Source organism: Halodurantibacterium daqingense (genome assembly GCF_042666235.1).
GTDB classification, from domain to species: Bacteria; Pseudomonadota; Alphaproteobacteria; order Rhodobacterales; family Rhodobacteraceae; genus Halodurantibacterium; species Halodurantibacterium daqingensis.
In genome coordinates, this window is sequence record NZ_JBHTFQ010000006.1 from 272759 (window position 1) to 289948 (window position 17190).

The 17190-nt window shown below is 67.8% G+C and carries 15 protein-coding genes and 1 tRNA gene; 6 read left to right on the forward strand and 10 right to left on the reverse strand.

What is annotated here, in order from left to right; genetic code table 11:
- Positions 1–26: 26 nt before the first annotated feature.
- The 4 genes from ACFQXB_RS12885 to cysS form a co-directional block, all read right to left on the reverse strand.
- Complete coding sequence (locus ACFQXB_RS12885) at positions 27–821, reverse strand: squalene/phytoene synthase family protein (RefSeq protein ID WP_377404367.1); 795 nt, start codon at positions 819–821, stop codon at positions 27–29.
- Positions 822–888: 67 nt separating this feature from the next.
- Entirely contained in the window at positions 889–1605 is a 717-nt protein-coding gene (locus tag ACFQXB_RS12890) for a class I SAM-dependent methyltransferase (protein ID WP_377404370.1), read from the reverse strand.
- Positions 1602–3221: a citramalate synthase gene (cimA, locus tag ACFQXB_RS12895; RefSeq protein ID WP_377404373.1), complete on the reverse strand. Its 1620-nt coding sequence runs from the start codon at positions 3219–3221 to the stop codon at positions 1602–1604. The genes ACFQXB_RS12890 and cimA overlap by 4 nt, the downstream gene beginning before the upstream one ends.
- A complete protein-coding gene (gene cysS / locus ACFQXB_RS12900) occupies positions 3218–4594 on the reverse strand; it encodes a cysteine--tRNA ligase (RefSeq protein ID WP_377404376.1) in 1377 nt (458 codons plus the stop codon). The genes cimA and cysS overlap by 4 nt, the downstream gene beginning before the upstream one ends.
- 292 nt (positions 4595–4886) lie before the next feature.
- Here cysS and ACFQXB_RS12905 point away from each other — a divergent pair, with 292 nt between their 5' ends.
- Positions 4887–6062, forward strand: coding sequence for a pyridoxal phosphate-dependent aminotransferase (locus ACFQXB_RS12905; RefSeq protein ID WP_377404379.1), 1176 nt, complete (start codon positions 4887–4889; stop codon positions 6060–6062).
- A 437-nt stretch (positions 6063–6499) separates the two neighbouring features.
- Here ACFQXB_RS12905 and ACFQXB_RS12910 read toward each other — a convergent pair whose 3' ends face one another.
- The 3 genes from ACFQXB_RS12910 to ACFQXB_RS12920 form a co-directional block, all read right to left on the reverse strand.
- On the reverse strand, positions 6500–7117 hold the full coding sequence (locus ACFQXB_RS12910) for an outer membrane protein (RefSeq protein WP_377404381.1): 618 nt from the start codon (positions 7115–7117) through the stop codon (positions 6500–6502).
- A 477-nt stretch (positions 7118–7594) separates the two neighbouring features.
- Entirely contained in the window at positions 7595–9559 is a 1965-nt protein-coding gene (locus tag ACFQXB_RS12915) for a polysaccharide biosynthesis tyrosine autokinase (protein WP_377404384.1), read from the reverse strand.
- Positions 9560–10005: 446 nt separating this feature from the next.
- Entirely contained in the window at positions 10006–10575 is a 570-nt protein-coding gene (locus ACFQXB_RS12920) for a YceI family protein (RefSeq protein ID WP_377404387.1), read from the reverse strand.
- A gap of 278 nt (positions 10576–10853) precedes the next feature.
- On the opposite strand from ACFQXB_RS12920, the gene rpsF reads away from it, so the two are divergent.
- The 4 genes from rpsF (at position 10854) to ACFQXB_RS12940 (ending at position 13507) form a co-directional block, all read left to right on the forward strand.
- The gene (rpsF, locus tag ACFQXB_RS12925; RefSeq protein ID WP_377404390.1) at positions 10854–11234 is read left to right on the forward strand and encodes a 30S ribosomal protein S6; all 381 of its coding nucleotides are present in this window, start codon (positions 10854–10856) and stop codon (positions 11232–11234) included.
- A 25-nt stretch (positions 11235–11259) separates the two neighbouring features.
- Entirely contained in the window at positions 11260–11487 is a 228-nt protein-coding gene (gene rpsR / locus ACFQXB_RS12930; protein ID WP_136392757.1) for a 30S ribosomal protein S18, read from the forward strand.
- 11 nt (positions 11488–11498) lie between these two features.
- Entirely contained in the window at positions 11499–12074 is a 576-nt protein-coding gene (gene rplI, locus ACFQXB_RS12935) for a 50S ribosomal protein L9 (protein WP_377404393.1), read from the forward strand.
- A 1088-nt stretch (positions 12075–13162) separates the two neighbouring features.
- Positions 13163–13507 carry a DMT family transporter gene (locus ACFQXB_RS12940; protein ID WP_377404396.1) on the forward strand — a complete coding sequence of 115 codons (345 nt, stop codon included), beginning with the start codon at positions 13163–13165 and terminating at the stop codon, positions 13505–13507.
- A gap of 80 nt (positions 13508–13587) precedes the next feature.
- On the opposite strand, the gene tig is transcribed toward ACFQXB_RS12940, so the two are convergent.
- The 3 genes from tig to ACFQXB_RS12955 all read right to left on the reverse strand — a co-directional run bounded on the left by tig (position 13588) and on the right by ACFQXB_RS12955 (position 16656).
- Entirely contained in the window at positions 13588–14913 is a 1326-nt protein-coding gene (tig, locus tag ACFQXB_RS12945; protein WP_377404399.1) for a trigger factor, read from the reverse strand.
- Between the two features lie 23 nt (positions 14914–14936).
- Positions 14937–15021, reverse strand: a tRNA-Leu gene (locus ACFQXB_RS12950).
- 90 nt (positions 15022–15111) lie between these two features.
- Entirely contained in the window at positions 15112–16656 is a 1545-nt protein-coding gene (locus ACFQXB_RS12955; RefSeq protein ID WP_377404401.1) for an NAD(P)H-hydrate dehydratase, read from the reverse strand.
- A 171-nt stretch (positions 16657–16827) separates the two neighbouring features.
- On the opposite strand from ACFQXB_RS12955, the gene ACFQXB_RS12960 reads away from it, so the two are divergent.
- Positions 16828–17166, forward strand: a complete 339-nt coding sequence (locus ACFQXB_RS12960; RefSeq protein ID WP_377404404.1) for a P-II family nitrogen regulator — start codon at positions 16828–16830, stop codon at positions 17164–17166.
- Positions 17167–17190 lie beyond the last annotated feature (24 nt).

A 17190-nucleotide genomic window follows, 5' to 3' on the forward strand; every position in this document is an offset into this window, starting at 1 on the left:
CCAGCGCCCGCCTGACCAACGCGCCTCTACCAGCGCCCCGTCGTGGCCCGCAGCAGCAGGCTGCCGCGCCGCGCGAATTCCGATTGCGCAAGGCCCCCGTCGGCCACCCGACGCGGATCGCGCGCGGCCTGCGCCAGAAGCGCCCCCGCCTGCCATCCGGGCAGAAGCGCCGGCGCCGCGCGGCGGGGCAGATCGGCGCGTCGTGCCCGGGCGGCACGGATGCGGCCCAGGCCCGACCGCGCCAGCGCCGCCACCGCCCCGGGCCGGCCATCGACCAGCGGAATGCGCCCGCGCGCCTCGAGCGCCGGCACTGCCATCAGCCAGTTGGCAAGGCCCGCCCCCTGGGCGAAATCGCGCACCACCGGTTCGGCCGCGCCGGGCGCACCCAGCGCGAGGGCCGCAAGCCACATCAGATTGCCGGCGGTCGCCTGCAGATGCGCCTCGAAGGCGGCGGCATCGGCAAAGGGCGCGCGGTAGATATCCCAGCGCCGCGCCTCGATCAGCGCCGCAAACAGCGGCAGCGGCAGGTCATGGGCCCGGATCACCGCGGCAAGCGGGCCGATCACCTCGGCGCCGCGGGGCGTTGTGCCGGCCCCGATCGCCTCGATCGTATCCTGCCAGAACTGCAGCCGCATCTCGGCGATCATCGGCTCGGACGAGGCCCAGGCCGCCCGCGCCACTTCAAGGTTGAAGGCGTAAAGCGGCAAAAGCGGCGCCCGCGCGGCCGGTGGCGCGGCCATCAGCGCAAGAAAACGATCCGGGTCGCCCCGCTCGACCAACTGCGCGAGCGCGGCCAGATCTGCCGTATCCGTCCGGTTCATGGCTGCCCTCCCGGTTCCTGCGCAGCGCCGCGAATATCCGCAGACGCGCGCCTGATGGCAGATGCGGTCATTCCGGCACCACCACGCAGCAGAGATAGCCGTAGTCGGAGCCGTGGTCGCGCCAAAGCGCGATCTCGCGCTCGGTTTCATCCAGTTCCTGCGCCAGATCCGCATCCGGCCCCTCCGCGCGCAACTGCGCCACCCGTCGGGCCAGCGGGGCGTAATAGGCCTCCCACTCGCTGTCCGGCACGAAGGCCTGATGGACCAGCCTGAAGCCTGCGGCCCGCACCTGCGCGGCAATGCCTTCGGCATCGGTCATCGCCGGATAGCTCTGCCAGAAGGCCCGGGCCTCGGGCGAAGGGTCGGGCCGGCGCCAGGCGATGTCGGTGAAGGCCACCTTGCCCCCGGGGGCAAGGGCCGCGCGCCAGGCCTGAAGGGTTGGCGTGATTCCCAGCTGATAGATCGCCCCCGCCGACCAGATCAGATCATAGGGGCCGCCCGGATCCGCCATGTCGCCCTGCCGCGCCGTCACGCGGTCGTCGCCGGCCCAGGCCGCAGCCACCCGCTCGATGAAATCCGCATGCAGATCGAGCGCCATGACATGCCCCTCGGGCGCGTGGTCCAGAAGCGTCGCGATGTCCGGACCGGGGCCGCAGCCGGCATCAAGGATGCGCGCATTGCGCGGCGGGGCTGCGACACGCAGCGCCGCGTTCAGGCTGTCGGGCCCGCCCGGACCTTCGCGCTTCAGCCCCGAATGGATCGTGAAGAAGGCCCTGTCGCTCATGCCGGCTGCGCCCCGTCGCGCACAAGTTTCCAGTTGATCGCATCCAGCAGCGCCTCGAACGAGGCATCGACTATATTGGCCGAGACACCCACCGTCGCCCAGCGCCGGCCCTGGCCGTCCTCGCTGTCGATGATCACGCGGGTCACCGCCTCGGTTCCGCCCTGGGTGATGCGGACCTTGAAGTCCACCAGCCGCATGTCGTCGATCAGCGCCTGATAGGGCCCAAGATCCTTGGCAAGCGCCTTGGCCAGCGCGTTGACAGGCCCCCGGTCGCCGCCGTCTTCCATCGATTCCGACACCGACAGCATCTTGTGGTCGCCGATCTTGACCACGACCACCGCCTCGGACAGGCTGACGGTCTGGTCATACTTGTTCTTGCGCCGCTCGATCGTCACGCGATAGCGCTTGACCTCGAAGAACCGCGGCAGCAGGCCCAGTTCTTCGCGCGCGATCAGCTCGAAACTGGCCTGCGCCGTGTCATAGCTGTAGCCGCGGTCCTCGCGCTGCTTGATCCGGTCCAGGATGCGCGCCAGCGCCGGATCATTCGGCGCGACGCGGATCCCCGCCTCGACCAGGCGTGCGCGCAGGTTCGACTGGCCTGCCTGGTTGCTCATCGGGATGATGCGGCTGTTGCCGACCTGCGCGGGATCGACATGCTCATAGGTCGCGGGATCCTTGAGGATCGCGCTGGCGTGCAGCCCCGCCTTGTGGGCAAAGGCCGAGGCCCCCACATAGGCGGCTGCCCGCTGCGGCACCCGGTTCAGGATCTCGTCCAGCCGGCGCGAAATCCGCGTCAGCCCCGCCAGCGCCCCGGGACGGATCGCGGTTTCATAGCGGCTGCACCACGGTTCCTTGAGCAGGAGCGTCGGGATCAGCGCCGTCAGGTTCGCATTTCCGCACCGTTCGCCCAGCCCGTTGAGCGTGCCCTGAATCTGGCAGGCCCCGGCCTCGACCGCGGCCAGCGCGCCCGCCACCGCCGTTTCGGTGTCGTTATGGGTGTGAATGCCCAGCCGCGCGCCCGGGATGCCGCTCTCGATCACTGCGCGGGTGATGGCAGCGATCTCCGAAGGCAGGGTGCCGCCGTTGGTGTCGCACAGCACGATCCAGCGCGCCCCCGCCGCAAGCGCCGCCTGAAGACACTCCAGCGCATAGGACGGGTTGGCTTTCCAGCCGTCAAAGAAATGCTCGGCGTCAAACAGCGCCTCGCGCCCCGCGGCGACCAGATGCGCGACCGACTCCGAGATGTTGCGCAGGTTCTCCTCAAGGCTGATGCCCAGCGCGGTGGTGACGTGAAAGTCATGGGTCTTGCCCACAAGGCAGACCGTCCCGGTGCCCGCGTTCAGAACCGCCGCCAGCACCTCGTCATTCGCGGCCGAACGCCCGGCGCGCTTGGTCATGCCAAAGGCGGCAAGGCGGGCGCGCAGCTGTGGGGGATGGTCGAAGAACTCGCTGTCGGTCGGGTTGGCGCCGGGCCAGCCGCCCTCGATGTAGTCAACGCCCAGCTCATCCAGCATCGCCGCGATCTGCAGCTTCTCGGCGGTCGAAAACTGCACACCCTGGGTCTGCTGGCCGTCGCGCAGCGTGGTGTCGTAAAGGAAAAGGCGCGTGCGGCTCATCCGAGGCCCTCCAGCCGCGACGGGTCGAAGGTGGGCGTCGCCTCCCAGCGCGCGCCCTCGGGGCCGTCGGTCACGGTCACGCCCGCGGCGGCGAAGGCATCGCGCAGCGCATCGGCGCGGGCAAAGTCGCGCTGGCGGCGCGCCTCGGCCCGCGCCGCGATCAGCCGCTCGATCAATGCGGCCACCTCGGCCGGAACCTGGGGCGCCTCGGCCCAGGCGCCCATCGCAGGCTCCAGCAGGCCCATCAGCCGGGCCGAGGCCAGAAGCCCCGCCACATCCCCCTCGGTCGCCAGACGGTGCAACGCGGCAAGGGCGCCCGCGGTATTGAGATCGTCACAAAGCGCATCGAGGACAGCGGGCGCCGGGCTTGGCGCGGGCTCGATGCCCGCGACAAGCCCTCGCCACCGGCGCAACACCGCCTCGGCCTCCTGCGCCTTGGCGCGGGTCCAGTCCATCGGCTTGCCGTAATGGGTGGACAGGAACACCATCCGGATCACCTCGCCCGGCACACCCTGATCCAGCAGGTCACGCACCGTGAAGAAGTTGCCAAGGCTCTTGGACATCTTCCGGCCATCGACCAGCAGCATCTCGTTATGCATCCAGATCCGCGCGAACCCGCCCTGCGGATGCGCGCAGCAGCTTTGCGCCACCTCGTTTTCGTGATGCGGGAACTGCAGATCGATCCCGCCCCCATGGATGTCGAAGCTGTCGCCCAGCAGCTCATGCGCCATGGCTGAACATTCGATATGCCACCCCGGACGGCCCCGGCCCCAGGGGCTGTCCCATCCCGGCAGATCCGCCTCCGAAGGCTTCCACAGCACGAAATCCATCGGATCGCGCTTGTAGGGCGCCACCTCGACCCGCGCCCCTGCAATCATGTCATCGACGCTGCGCCCCGACAGCTGGCCATAGCCGGGATAGCTGCGCACGTCGAACAGCACATGCCCTTCCGCCTCATAGGCATGCCCCCCCTCGATCAGCGTGCCGATCATGGCGATCATCGCGCCGATGAACTCGGTCGCGCGCGGCTCATGCGTGGGGCGCAGCGCCCCCAGCGCGTCCATGTCGGCGTGATACCAGCCGATCGTCTCGTCGGTGATCTCGCGGATCGGGCGGCCGGTTTCCGCGGCCTTTGCATTTATCTTGTCGTCCACATCGGTGAAGTTGCGCACATAGGTCACATGCGCGGCACCATGAAGATGGCGCAGCAGCCGGAACAGCGTGTCGAACACCACCACCGGCCGGGCATTGCCCAGATGCGCCCGGTCATAGACCGTCGGGCCGCAGACATACATGCGCAGGTTTCCGGGCGTGATCGGCACCAGCGCCTCGACCTGCCGCGTCCGCGTGTTGTACAGTCTGATCCCGCTCATGGTTCCCGCCCGTGGTTGCGCCTTCCCTGCGGCGGGTACCAGCTTCGATCCGGGTTGGAAATACGAAGAGCGCCCGCCTGACAGTGTCAGCGGATAATGCAGCCGATGCAGATGATCGCAGCGTTCTTCATGGCGCAACCCTAGCGTGGCCATCGGTCGCTGCCAAGCCCCTGCCGCGCCCTGCCCCTGAAAATACCGATCATCACGCAGCCCGGCCCCCTGCATCACCATCGGTGATTTGACAAATCCGCCGCACCCATGTTCAGCCTGCGTCAAGACAGGAGGGGCAGGCATGAAGCTGGCAGAACGGATCGGGGCCATCACCGGCGGCGGATCGGACGGGTGGGAGATCTACTACCGCACGCGCGATCTTCTCGCCGCGGGAGTGCCGGTGCTCAACCTCACGATCGGCGAACACGATGTGCGCACCGATCCCGCGATCCTGGCCGCGATGGACCAAAGCGCGCGCGCCGGCAACACCGGCTATTCCTTCGGCCCCGGCAAGCAGGAGCTGCGCGCGGCCATCGCCGAACGGGTCGCAGCGCAGACCGGCGTTGCCACCACCTGGGAAAACGTCATCGTGACGCCCGGCGGTCAGGGCGGGCTTTTTGCCGCGCATATGGCGCTGTGCGATCCGGGCGATCGCGCACTTTACATCGATCCCTATTACGCCACCTATCCCGGCACGATCCGCGCCACCGGGGCGGTGGATGTGCCGGTGCCGACGCGGTCGCGCGATGCGTTCCAGCCCACGGCGGATGTGCTGGCAGCCCATGCGCCGGGCGCGCGGAGCCTGCTGATCAACACGCCGAACAATCCCACCGGGGTGGTCTGGTCGCGTGACACGCTGGAAACGGTGGCACAGGTCTGCCGTGATCACGATCTCTGGCTGATCTCGGACGAGGTTTACGACAGCCAGATCTGGGACGGCGCGCATCTGAGCCCGCGCGCCCTGCCCGGCATGGCCGAACGGACGCTGGTGATCGGCTCGATGTCGAAAAGCCATGCGATGACCGGCTCGCGCCTGGGCTGGGTGATCGCCCCGCCCGAGGTGATCCGCGCGATTGCCGTGCTGGCCACCAACACGACCTATGGCGTGCCCGCCTTCATCCAGGATGCGGCGCTCTTCGCCCTTCGGCAGGGCGCGGATTTCGAAGCGGCGGTGGCCGAGCCTTTCCGCCGCCGCCGCAGCCTTGCCCGGGCGGTTCTGGACCGGCAGCAGGCTGTCCGGCTGATACCCTCCTCCGGCGCGATGTATCTGATGCTCGATATCCGCGCGACCGGGCTTTCCGGCGCGGCTTTCGCCGAACGTCTGCTGGAGCAGGAACGGATTGCCGTCATGCCGGGCGAAAGCTTCGGCACCGCCGCCGCCGGCCATGTGCGCGTCGCCATGACGATCGAGGACCGGGCCTTCGTCACCGCGCTGGAACGGCTCTGCGCCTTTGCCGCGCAGCGTCAGGCCGCCTGAAGGACGCGCGCGCCAAGTCCGGCAGGCCTTGACGGAAGCCCGCCCCGCGCGGCTTCAAGGCCTGTCAAAACGATCCGGGGCATTCAGGGTGAAGGCAATCGCACGCATGTCGTGATCCGGGCTTCGACACAGGATCGCAGGCATTGCCGCCTTGCAGGGGTCCGCAGCGGCCTTGCATCATGGCCTGCGGCGACGATGCCCTTCCGCCTCGCCCATGCGACCGGCAGATGCGGCCGCCGAGAGGGCTGCACCCGGTCGCCGGAACGGGAGCAATACGGGCAGCGGCGCATTCAGGCATGGGCCGCTGGATCCGCCCGGTTGGCGGCTGGCCATGAGGCGCCAAGGCCATGTCCGCAAGCCCGGACGCACCGCCCGACCTTGCGCAACGAAAAAGGGCGGGCCCGATGGACCCGCCCTTCCGCATGATCCCGAAGGGATCAGAAGCGGTACGACACGCGTGCTTCCAGCGTGGTCATCTTCACGTCAACGCCCGAGTCGTTGAAGTTGTCGAAGCGGTGGCCCAGCAGCTGACCGCCGACGGTCCAGTTGTCGGCGAGGAAGTAGTCCACACCCACACCGGCGTAGTAGCCATCGTCGGTGGCGCGGTCGCCGTCCAGATCGATGCGGGCGTTGGCCCAACCACCGGTTGCGTAGATCAGCGCGTTGCCAGCGTCAAAACCGGCGCGCAGACCCAGGCGGGTCATCTGGTCCAGCTTGCCGTAGTCGTTGCTGATGTCGGCCGCGTTGTAGGAGGCTTCGGCACCCAGGACGAACTGACCGAAGTCATAGTCGAAGCCGATGTGGGCACCGCCCAGCACGCCGTCAAAGTCCTCGTCGAGGCCGTTGTCGTCTTCGGCCGTCGCCCAGCCATAGCCCAGCTGCGCACCGCCGAAGATGCCGGTCCAGTCACGGCCCGTCGCAACGACGACCGGAGCCGGAGCCGCTGCCACCGGGGCGGGCTCGATGATCGGCTGGGTCAGACCGCCCGCAAATGCCGGAGCGGCGAACGCGCCAAGCGCTACGGCCGAAGCGGCGGCGTAAAGGGACTTTTTCATGTCTTTTTCTCCTGTCCTTCATTCGTGCAGCCACAATTCGTAACTGCAGCCTGCGGTTCCTTATGAAGGGTAAAATCCGGAAAGGTGAAGGGAGGAACGGATGGGCTTTCAACGGCTTGCGGCGTTCGGCGGGAAACTGCCATTCGCGCGGGCGCCGATCGGCCAAAACCCGCACAACCCTGGATCATCACGGAAATGTATGCGGCCCCGGCCTTGAAAACAGACCGAACCGTTCAGTTGATTTTGCGCCGGAGTGTCTGCCTCGGGCCTCCGCATCCGGCAGCATCCCGAGCCTGTGCCAGAGCGTTCCGGGCGCCCGGCAGCCCTGGGAGGCATGCGCGCGAAAGGACCACGCCCCTGTCGCCCGTCCAGGCGCCTCCGGTGCGCCTCCGGACCCGGGCGGGCACGATCTTCCCGCGCGGCGCCAGCCACCGGCCGCGCGCGGCGACGCGGCCCGCGCTTCCTGACCGGCCGGGCTCATTCACCGGGCGGGCGCAGGGGCACAGGCGCCCCCCGGCCGCCGCGCCAGACCCATCGCCCGAACCGCAAGCCGCGCGAAGTCTCCGCCGGATCGTCGGTATAATACCGCGACCTGCAGGCCGACTCGTCCTCCTGATTCAGGGCAAGGCACAATGCTGCTCCGGGGCGCATCACCTCCTGCAGTTGTGCAACGCTCTGGCGCAGATCGCCCTGCGCCGTCTCGCCGGCACGGACCACCAGCACCACCGCATCCGCCAGCGGCGCGATATAGCGCGTATCGACAACCGGCAGGACGGGCGGGCTGTCCAGCACGATCACGTCGAAGGCCGCCCGCGCCTCGCCCAGAAGCGCAGCGAATCCCTCCGAGGCAAGCAGCTGGTCGGTCGGGCTTTCGGCCGCGCCCGCGCCGAGAATGACCTCCGCACCGCTCAGCGGATCGCGGGCGCAAAAACTCGTGCCGGCTTCCGCCGGGTCGCGCAGGTAATCCAGCAAGCTCAGATCCGGGACCAGGTCCAGCAGGCGGTGCAGCGAGGGACGGCGCAGATCGCTGTCCACCAGCAGCACGCGCTTGCCGGCAAGCGCGTGGGTTCGCGCCAGCGCGAGCGCGAGGGTGCTCTTGCCCTCCTGAGGCAGGCTTGAGGTCACGAGAATGACCTTGCCGCCCTCGCCGGCCAGCATCCGATCAAGCGAAGCACGGAGGCCCCGGATCGCCTCGGGGAAGGGCGAAAGGGGGGCACAGGCCACCATGTCTGCCGGCCGCGACATGCTGGCGGCCAGCCGCGGCACCGTTCCTGCCATCGGCAGATGCAGGATGTTCTGCAACTGCCGCGCCGAGGTGACGCCGCCGATGAAGTATTCCTTCAGAAGCGCAAGCCCCACACCGGCCACCAGTCCCAGCACCAGCGACAGGGCAAGGATCTGGCGTTTGTCCGGAAAGCTTGGATGCAGCGGCACGATGGCGGCCGATACGATCCGGCTGTCCGCCAGTTGCAGATCGGCCTGCACCTCAAGCGCGCGCAGCCTTTCCAGATGCAACTGATACTGGCGCCGGGCGATCTCGGCCTCTTGCCGCAGGGCGAAGGCGGCCGGATCGGGATCCGGCGCCGCCCGCAGTGCCGCCGCCCGCGCTTCGTGCTGCGCAACACTGGCCCGCAGCGCCTGCACCACGCCGAAGGCCGCGCCCGCATCGCCCCGGGCATGTTCCTCTGACGGCGACGACAGCTCCTGCCAGTCGCCCCGCTCCCATGCCGCCTCGGCTGCGGCAAGCCGCTGGCGTGCGGCGACAAGATCCTGTTCGGCCTCCGCAGCGCTGCGGGCCAGATAATCATCCAGCCGCCGCTCGGCCTCGGAAAGGGTGGCCTGCGCCGCATCCAGTCGCGCCAGCAGAACATCGCGCGCCGCCCGAAGCGCGGTGGATTTTGCGGCGACCTGGCGCGCGATATAGGTTTCGACCGTGGCATTCGCGAGATAGGCCGCCCGCGCCGGATCGGGCGAACGCACAGTCACCCCGATCAGATGCGTCAGGCCGCGCCGGCGCACCGTCGTCGCCTCGCGCAGCTGCCGCAGGAGCATCGCTTCGGACGGCGCGGACGCCGCATCGCGCAGCCCCAGCGCCTGCCCCAGACGTTCGCGCAACCGGGGCCGTGACAGGCCGGGATCGGCGGCCTGCGGATCACGCGCGATGACCGCCAGCACCGTCGCATCGGCGCGCAGGATCTCCACCTCGCTGTCCACGCGCGCGCTGTCGCTTGCCGCCGAGCTGGCGCCGCTTTCGCGCGGGTCAAGCAGGTTCTTGTCGGCGGGATCGATCAGCACCAGCGCCGTCGCCTGATAGACCGGTGTGGCGATCAGCAGGAAGGCCATGCCCAGCGCCACCACCAGGGCCGCCGCCGCAAGCACCAGCCCCGCCTGCCGCCGCACCAGCGCGAGCAGATCCTTCACGTCGGGCTCGCGCTCCTGCATGGTGGCGATCTACCTCTTGCGTAGCCTTGGACAGCCGGTCCGGAGCCACCGGGGCCCCGGACCCTTGCCTGTAACACCCCTGAACCGGACCGCGCCGCCCCCTTCGGGCCGTTCCGCGGCAACCTGCAACCACAGGTAGAAGAACATCAGATTTCAGATAATTTCAAGATGAATCGCACGGGCGGCGCCGATGATCATCCCGCAGGCGTCGAACAGGACGAGGGCCGCGAAGGAGATACCCTCGCGGCCCTGCACTGCGCTGTTGTCTGCTGCCGCGGCGCCGGGTCCGCAGCCGCGGGTCTGGCGACAGGCACCTGCGCCTGCCGGCGCGCTGCGGCCCGACGCGACGCTTGGTCGGCGCCCCGGCCTAAAGCAACGGCATCGAGGCGGGATCGCGGGCGGATCCGGCCCGACCTGACCCGGCCGGGCAGGCGCAGCGATATGCCTCAGTCGGCCTTCATCGCCTCGATCGAGATCCGCACCTCGACCTCGTCGCTGACGAAGGGGGCGAACATGTCAAGGCCAAAGTCGCTGCGCAGAAGCGTCGTGGTGGCATCGAAGCCCGCCCAGGGCTTGCCCTCCATCGGGTGTTCCCCCGCCGCGTTCAGCGTTGCATCCAGCACCACTTCCTGCGTCACGCCATTCAGCGTCAGATCGCCGGTGATCAGCGCCGTGTTCTCGCCCGTCACCTCGATCGCGGTCGAGGTGAAGGTGACGGTTTCATCGGCGCCGCCGAAGAAATCATCGCCCATGAAATGCGCGTAACGTTCTTCCCAGCCGGTCAGCATGGTCGTGACGGGAAAGGAAACGGTGACGCTGGAATTGGCCGGGTCTTCCTGATCGAAGGCGATCTGGCCCTCGAAGCCCGAGAACATGCCCCAGGTGGTCGAATACCCAAGGTGATTGTAGGAGAACAGGATCTGACTGTGGCTGGAATCCAGCACATAGCTTTCGGGCGCGGCCTGAGCGGCGGTTGCGGCAAGAACAAGGGCCGAGGCGGCAAGGAACTGTTTCATGATGTCTCCTGTGAATGATGATGAGGCATGCTGCATCTGCGTAAAGGATCGGGCAGCGACGGGCACTTCACAATTGCGCAAAAGCCAACAGGATCTGTGCGGGGCCAAACAGCCCCCGCCCCTGCTGCGCCTTGCCCTGCATCACCGCTTGCATCATGGGCCGGCCCGTGTATAACGCGCCATCCTTCCGCACTAGCGAAACCGGCGTCTCCTCTCGCAAGCGGGCCGCGGAAGGCAAGCCCGCCTCTGAAGTGCGCCCGATATGACTGGAGTGCTACATGCCGCTTTACGAGCATGTTTTCATCTCGCGCCAGGATCTTTCCAACGCGCAGGCTGAAGGCCTTATCGAACATTTCACCGCAGTGCTTTCGGACAACGGCGGCAAGGTCGTCGAACACGAATACTGGGGCGTCAAGACGATGGCCTACAAGATCAACAAGAACCGCAAGGGCCACTATGCCTTCCTGCGTTCGGATGCGCCCGCCGCCGCCGTGCAGGAAATGGAGCGCCTGATGCGCCTGCATGACGACGTGATGCGCGTTCTGACCGTCAAGGTCGACGAGCATAACGAAGGCCCCTCGGTCCAGATGCAGAAGCGTGACGAGCGCGAGCGCGGCGACCGCGGTGACCGCGGTGACCGCGGCGACCGTCGTCGTTGATCCGGCCCAGGAAAGGACCATAACCATGGCAAACAAACCGTTTTTCCGTCGCCGCAAGGTCTGCCCCTTCTCGGGCGACAATGCACCTGCGATCGACTACAAGGATGTGCGTCTTCTGCAGCGCTACATCTCCGAGCGCGGCAAGATCGTGCCGTCGCGCATCACCGCCGTCTCGGCAAAGAAGCAGCGTGAACTGGCCCGCGCGATCAAGCGCGCCCGCTTCCTCGCCCTGCTTCCCTACGCCGTGAAGTAAGGAGACCCTTCATGCAAGTCATCCTTCTGGAACGTGTGGCCAAGCTTGGCCAGATGGGCGAGGTCGTGAACGTCAAGGACGGTTACGCCCGCAACTACCTCCTGCCGCAGGGCAAGGCGCTGCGCGCCTCGGACGCCAACATCAAGTCGTTCGAGACGCAGAAAGCCCAGCTCGAGGCGCGCAACCTCGAAACCCGCAAGGAAGCCGAGGCCGCCGCCGAGAAACTGAACGGTCAGACCTTCGTCGTGATTCGTTCGGCATCGGACGCAGGGGCCCTTTACGGCTCGGTCACCACGCGTGACGCCGCCGAAGCTGCAACCGAAGCCGGTTTCAGCGTGGCGCGCGGCCAGGTCGTGCTGAACAAGCCGATCAAGGATCTGGGCCTGCACACCGTATCGGTCGTGCTGCACCCCGAAGTCACGGTCGAGATCACGCTGAACGTCGCCCGTTCGCCCGAAGAGGCCGAGGTTCAGGCCTCGGGCAAATCCATCCGCGAACTGGCAGCCGAGGAAGAGGCTGCGGCCGAATACGAGATCTCGGAGCTGTTCGATGATATCGGCGGCGCGCAGGACGACGACGACAACTGATCCGCTGCGGATCGACTCGAGGGGCCGCGCCGGCATCGGCGCGGCCCCTTTTCGTTGCCCCCGGAAAGCCCTGACAGGGGGCCGACGGCCGCAGCCACGGGGCGCGCCTGCAGGTTGCAACGGGCGACGGCGGGGCACGTCCGGAGGGCCGCCCTGCAAGATGCCTTCCCTGGCCGCCCGGGAACTGCCGAAACGGACATGTTCGGGAGCGCGATCCGCCGCATCGCCAGAGGCCCCGCCTGCCGAAGATCGTCCGGAGTCCGGGACGGCACGCGGGCCGCAGCCCGACGCAACCACCGCTGACACGGCGGCGCCCCCGGCCATGACGGGCCACGCGGCGCCAGAGGGTCGCCGGCTGCTACCCGCATCTGCCAAAGCCAGGACCTGAGAAGCTCCTGGCAGGACAGAACGGCCGGCACCACCGGGCGCGCCGTCCGCCCAAGCCCACGGCCGCGGCCGTTCCGCACAGGACGGAAGGATTCGACCGCGCGCGCGCGGGACAGCCCCCATTTCCGCGTGCCACCCATCCGGGGGCGTGGATTCGACCGCGCGCGCGCGGGACAGCCGGCATACTGGATACCCGGCGCTGATCGGCACAGCCTGGACCGCGCGTGCGGGACAGCCTCTTGTGGGAGCCAATGCCAACGGCACGAGCAAGCCTGGACCGCGCGCGCGGGACAGCCTCCGCCTTCCTCGCAGTGTCGCGTGCGATCTGCTCGGGGACTGCGACGCGCGACAGAAGGATCCACCGAATTTCCGTCACGCGGCCGGGAGGAGATCCCGGATGCCAGAGCCGTCAGCACGACGCCCGAGGGTCGCCAGGGCCCGCGCGGGCGCCGAATGGATGGACGGGGCGCATCCGTGGCCGTCAAGAGGTGGCGGCGCCGCCGAGAACAGTCGGCTTCGGGCGCTGCCGCGCGTCCGGCAGCGCGGGGACAGGCGGCCGGGGCCGGTAACTCCGCCCGTTCCCATCGTCGCCTGACCTGCAAGCCGTGGAAGGATTTCCGCCGGGTGACAATCGCGCGCCAGTCTGTCAGCTTGTGAGCAACCGGCCGCGCCCGACCCTGCCCCCTTTACCCGGAGACCACATGACTGGCCCCCTCGGCACCTATGCCCTGCTTTTTACCGCCATCGCCCTCGAGGTGGTCGGCACGACCTTTCTTCAGCGGTCCGAACAGTTCAGCCGTCTTGTGCCGACGGCCCTGATGGTGCTTTCCTATCTTGGCGCCTTCTACTTCCTGTCGCTGGTGCTGCGCGTGATGCCGGTGGGCATCGCCTATGCGATCTGGAGCGGGCTTGGCATCGTGCTGATCTCGCTGATCGGGCTGGTCCTGTTCCGGCAACGGCTTGACCTGGCCGCGGTGGTCGGCCTCGGGCTGATCATCGCCGGGGTTCTGGTGATCAACCTGTTGTCGAAATCGGTTCAGCACTGAGACCAGCCGCCGCCTGATCGAAGCCCCCGCACAGCAAAAGGCCGCCCGAAGGCGGCCTTTTTCGTGGTGCCTTGCGGCGATCACATCTGATCGAGCGCCTCGACAGCTTTCTGAAGATCGTCCTTCGAGACTTCCTTCTCGGTCACCTTGGCGCCGGCGACGATGTGATCGACGACCTTGTCCTCGAAGATCGGGGCACGCAGCTGCTGCTGCATGGCGGCGTTCTTCTGGATGAACTCGAAGAAGGCACGTTCCTGACCCGGATACTGACGGGCCTGAGCCAGAACCGCCTGGGTCATCTCGGCATCCGTCACCTCGACTTCGGCCTTCCGGCCAACTTCGGCCAGCAGAAGCCCCAGACGCACGCGGCGCTCGGCCAGCGTCTTGTGCTCGTCCTTCACCTCGATCTCGCCGTGGTTGTGGTCGTGCACCTCGGGGTTTTCGTCATGCCACAGCTGGTGGGCAATCTGCTTGGCCTCGGCTTCGACCAGGCTCGGCGGCAGGTCGAACTTGACCATCTCGTCGAGCTGATCCAGCAGCGCACGTTTGAGAACCGCGCGCGCGGCGCCATTGTATTCGGCCTCCAGACGCTCGGCGATCTGGGTCTTCAGCGCCTCGAGGCTGTCCGCCCCGAACTGCTTGGCCAGATCGTCATTGATCTCGGCAGCCTTCGGACCCTTCACGGCCTTGATCTTGCATTCAAAGACGGCATCCTTGCCGGCCAGATGCTTGGCACCGTATTCCTGGGGGAAGGTCACGTTGACATTCACCTCGTCGCCCGCCTTGGCGCCGACAAGCTGCGCCTCGAAGCCCGGGATGAACGAGTTCGAACCCAGCACCAGCGGGTAATCCTCGGCGGCGCCACCCTCGAAGGCTTCGCCATCGACCTTGCCGAGGAAGTCGATCACGACCTGATCGCCTTCGGCTGCCGCGCCCTCCTTGTCCTCGAAGGACTGGGCCGTTTCGGCGAGGTTCTTGAGCGCATCCTCGACGGCCTCGGCCTCGGCCTTGACCACAAGGCGTTCCAGCGTCACGACCGACAGATCGGTCTCGGGGATCTCGGGCAGTGCCTCGTAGGACATGGCGACGACGACATCATCGCCTTCCTTCCAGTCCTCGTTGGTCATCTTGACGTCGGGCTGCATGGCCGGGCGGTGGCCGGTCGCCTCGAAGTGCTCACGCATCGCGCCGTCGATCGCATCCTGCATCGCATCGCCCAGCAGGCGCTGCCCGAACTGCTTGCGCAGGATGGCCAGCGGCACCTTGCCCTTGCGGAAGCCCTTGATCTCGATCTCGGGCTGGGCCTCGACCAGTTTTTCCTGCACCTTGGCGTCCAGCTCGGCCGCGCTCACGGTGATCGTGTAGCTGCGCTTCAGGCCTTCGTTCAGGGTCTCAGTGACCTGCATGTGTTCGTCCTTCTTTCCCATCCTGGTGCGGGTGGAGGGACTTGAACCCCCACGCCTTGCGGCGCCAGAACCTAAATCTGGTGCGTCTGCCAATTTCGCCACACCCGCATAACCTGCAAGGCAGCCCGAAGGCCGCCCCGAAAATCCGCGCCCTTCTAGCAAAGCTGCACCCCGGATGCGAGAGGAAAAGCGCGCGGCCTACACGATCTCGCGCAGGACCGCGGGAAGCATCTCGGGCAGATCCTCGGCGGTCAGCCCCGGACCGAAGCGACGCGCGGCCTCGACATGCAGCCAGGCGGCCTGTGTCGCGGCCTGGAAGGGCGCCATTCCCCGCGCCAGAAGCCCTGCGGCAAGGCCCGACAGCACATCGCCCGCGCCGGCCGTGGCAAGCCAGGGAACCGCCCGCCCATAGACGGCGGCACCCAGCCGCACCCGGCCCGCGGGATCGGCGATCACCGTGTCGGGGCCCTTGAAAAGCACGGTGCAGCCGGCCCGCGCCGCCGCGTCCCGTGTGGCATCGACCTTGGAATAGGCCGGGCCCGTCATGGCCGGCGCTTGCAGGCGTTCCGCGATATCGGGAAAGAGGCGGGCGAATTCGCCGGCATGGGGCGTCAGCAGGCAGCCCCCGTGCAGCGCCGCAAACAGCCCCCGGTCGCCGGCCAGCAGCGTTAGCGCGTCGGCATCAAGAAGCGTGGGACGACGGGCCGCCAGCGCCGCCGCCACCAGCCCGCCCTCGCGCGCACCAAGGCCAAGACCGGGGCCGAGGCACAGCGCGCTGATCCGCGGATCCGCGCAGAACGCGGCAAGCGCAGGGCCATCCGCCACCGGTCGCAGCATGATCGCATCCAGCCGGGCAGCATTCTCCGCAATCGCCCCGGGCGGGCAGGCCAGGGTCACAAGCCCCGCCCCGATCCGCAGCGCCCCCCGCGCCGCCAGCCGCGCAGCCCCGCCCCGCCCGGCCGGACCGGCCAGAACAACCGCGTGACCATGCGCATACTTGTGGCTTGCCGGCCCCGCAGCCGCCTTGCGCAGAAGGTCGGGTTCGGCCTTCGCCTCCTGCACCATCATGTCATGCGCGACCGGCGGGCCGGCCGCGTCATCCAGCCCGATATCGCCCGTCACCAGATGGCCACAGGCCCATGGCCCCCGATCCAGCACATGCCCCAGCTTGGGGCGGTGAAAACTCACCGTCAGATCGGCGCGCAGCACCGCGCCACCCGCCAGCACCCGCCCGCTGTCGGCACAAAGGCCCGAGGGGATGTCGATCGCCACCACAGGCGGGCGCCGGCCCGCGCCCCCGGGCTGGAAAGGCGCGAGGATCTCGGGCTGCAGTGGCCGGACAAGGCCGGTGCCGAACAGGCCATCGACCAACAGAGAGCAGCCCTCGGTCTCCACGCGCGCCGCCGGCCAGGGCAGAACCGTGCCGACTGCACACCAGCGATCATGGTTGGCCTTGGCATCCGGGGGCAAGCGGGCGGGATCGCCCAGCAGAAACAGCGTGATCGCCCATCCGCGCGCCTGCAGAAGCCGCGCAACCACGAAGCCGTCGCCGCCATTGTTGCCGGGGCCACACAACACCAGTGCGCGGTGCGCCCCCTGTGCAAGGTCGGGCCAGTGCGCCTCGACTGCCGCGACCACCGCCGCCCCGGCCCGCTCCATCAGCACTCCGCCGGTGACATGGCCACCGGCGATCCAAGCCTCTTCAATGGCGCGCATTTGGGCAGAAGTAAGCAGTTCGGTCATTTCTTGCTCCATATCTGCTTCGCAAACTGCCTTTGCGCTGTGCTTTTTGCACATTTATTGTGCGTTACCATCGGATTCCCGTATGCCGCACCGTTACGTCAATCGTATCCGATTGTCGCGCCGACAGGGAAGTGGTCTGAGGGTCCCAAGCGGTCAGGCGAGGAGTCGAGCATGAAAAAGATCGAAGCGATCATCAAACCCTTCAAACTCGATGAGGTGAAGGAAGCGCTTCAGGAAGTCGGCGTGCAAGGCCTTTCGGTGATCGAGGTCAAGGGCTTCGGCCGCCAGAAAGGCCATACGGAACTGTACCGCGGTGCCGAATATGTGGTCGATTTCCTGCCCAAGGTGAAGATCGAGGTCGTTCTGGCCGACGACCAGGTCGAGGGCGCGATCGAGGCGATCATCTCGGCTGCCCGCACCGACAAGATCGGCGATGGCAAGATCTTTGTCAGCCCCGTCGAACAGGTGATCCGCATCCGCACCGGCGAAACCGGCGAGGACGCGGTCTGAATTCGGGCCTCCCGGCCCAAAGGC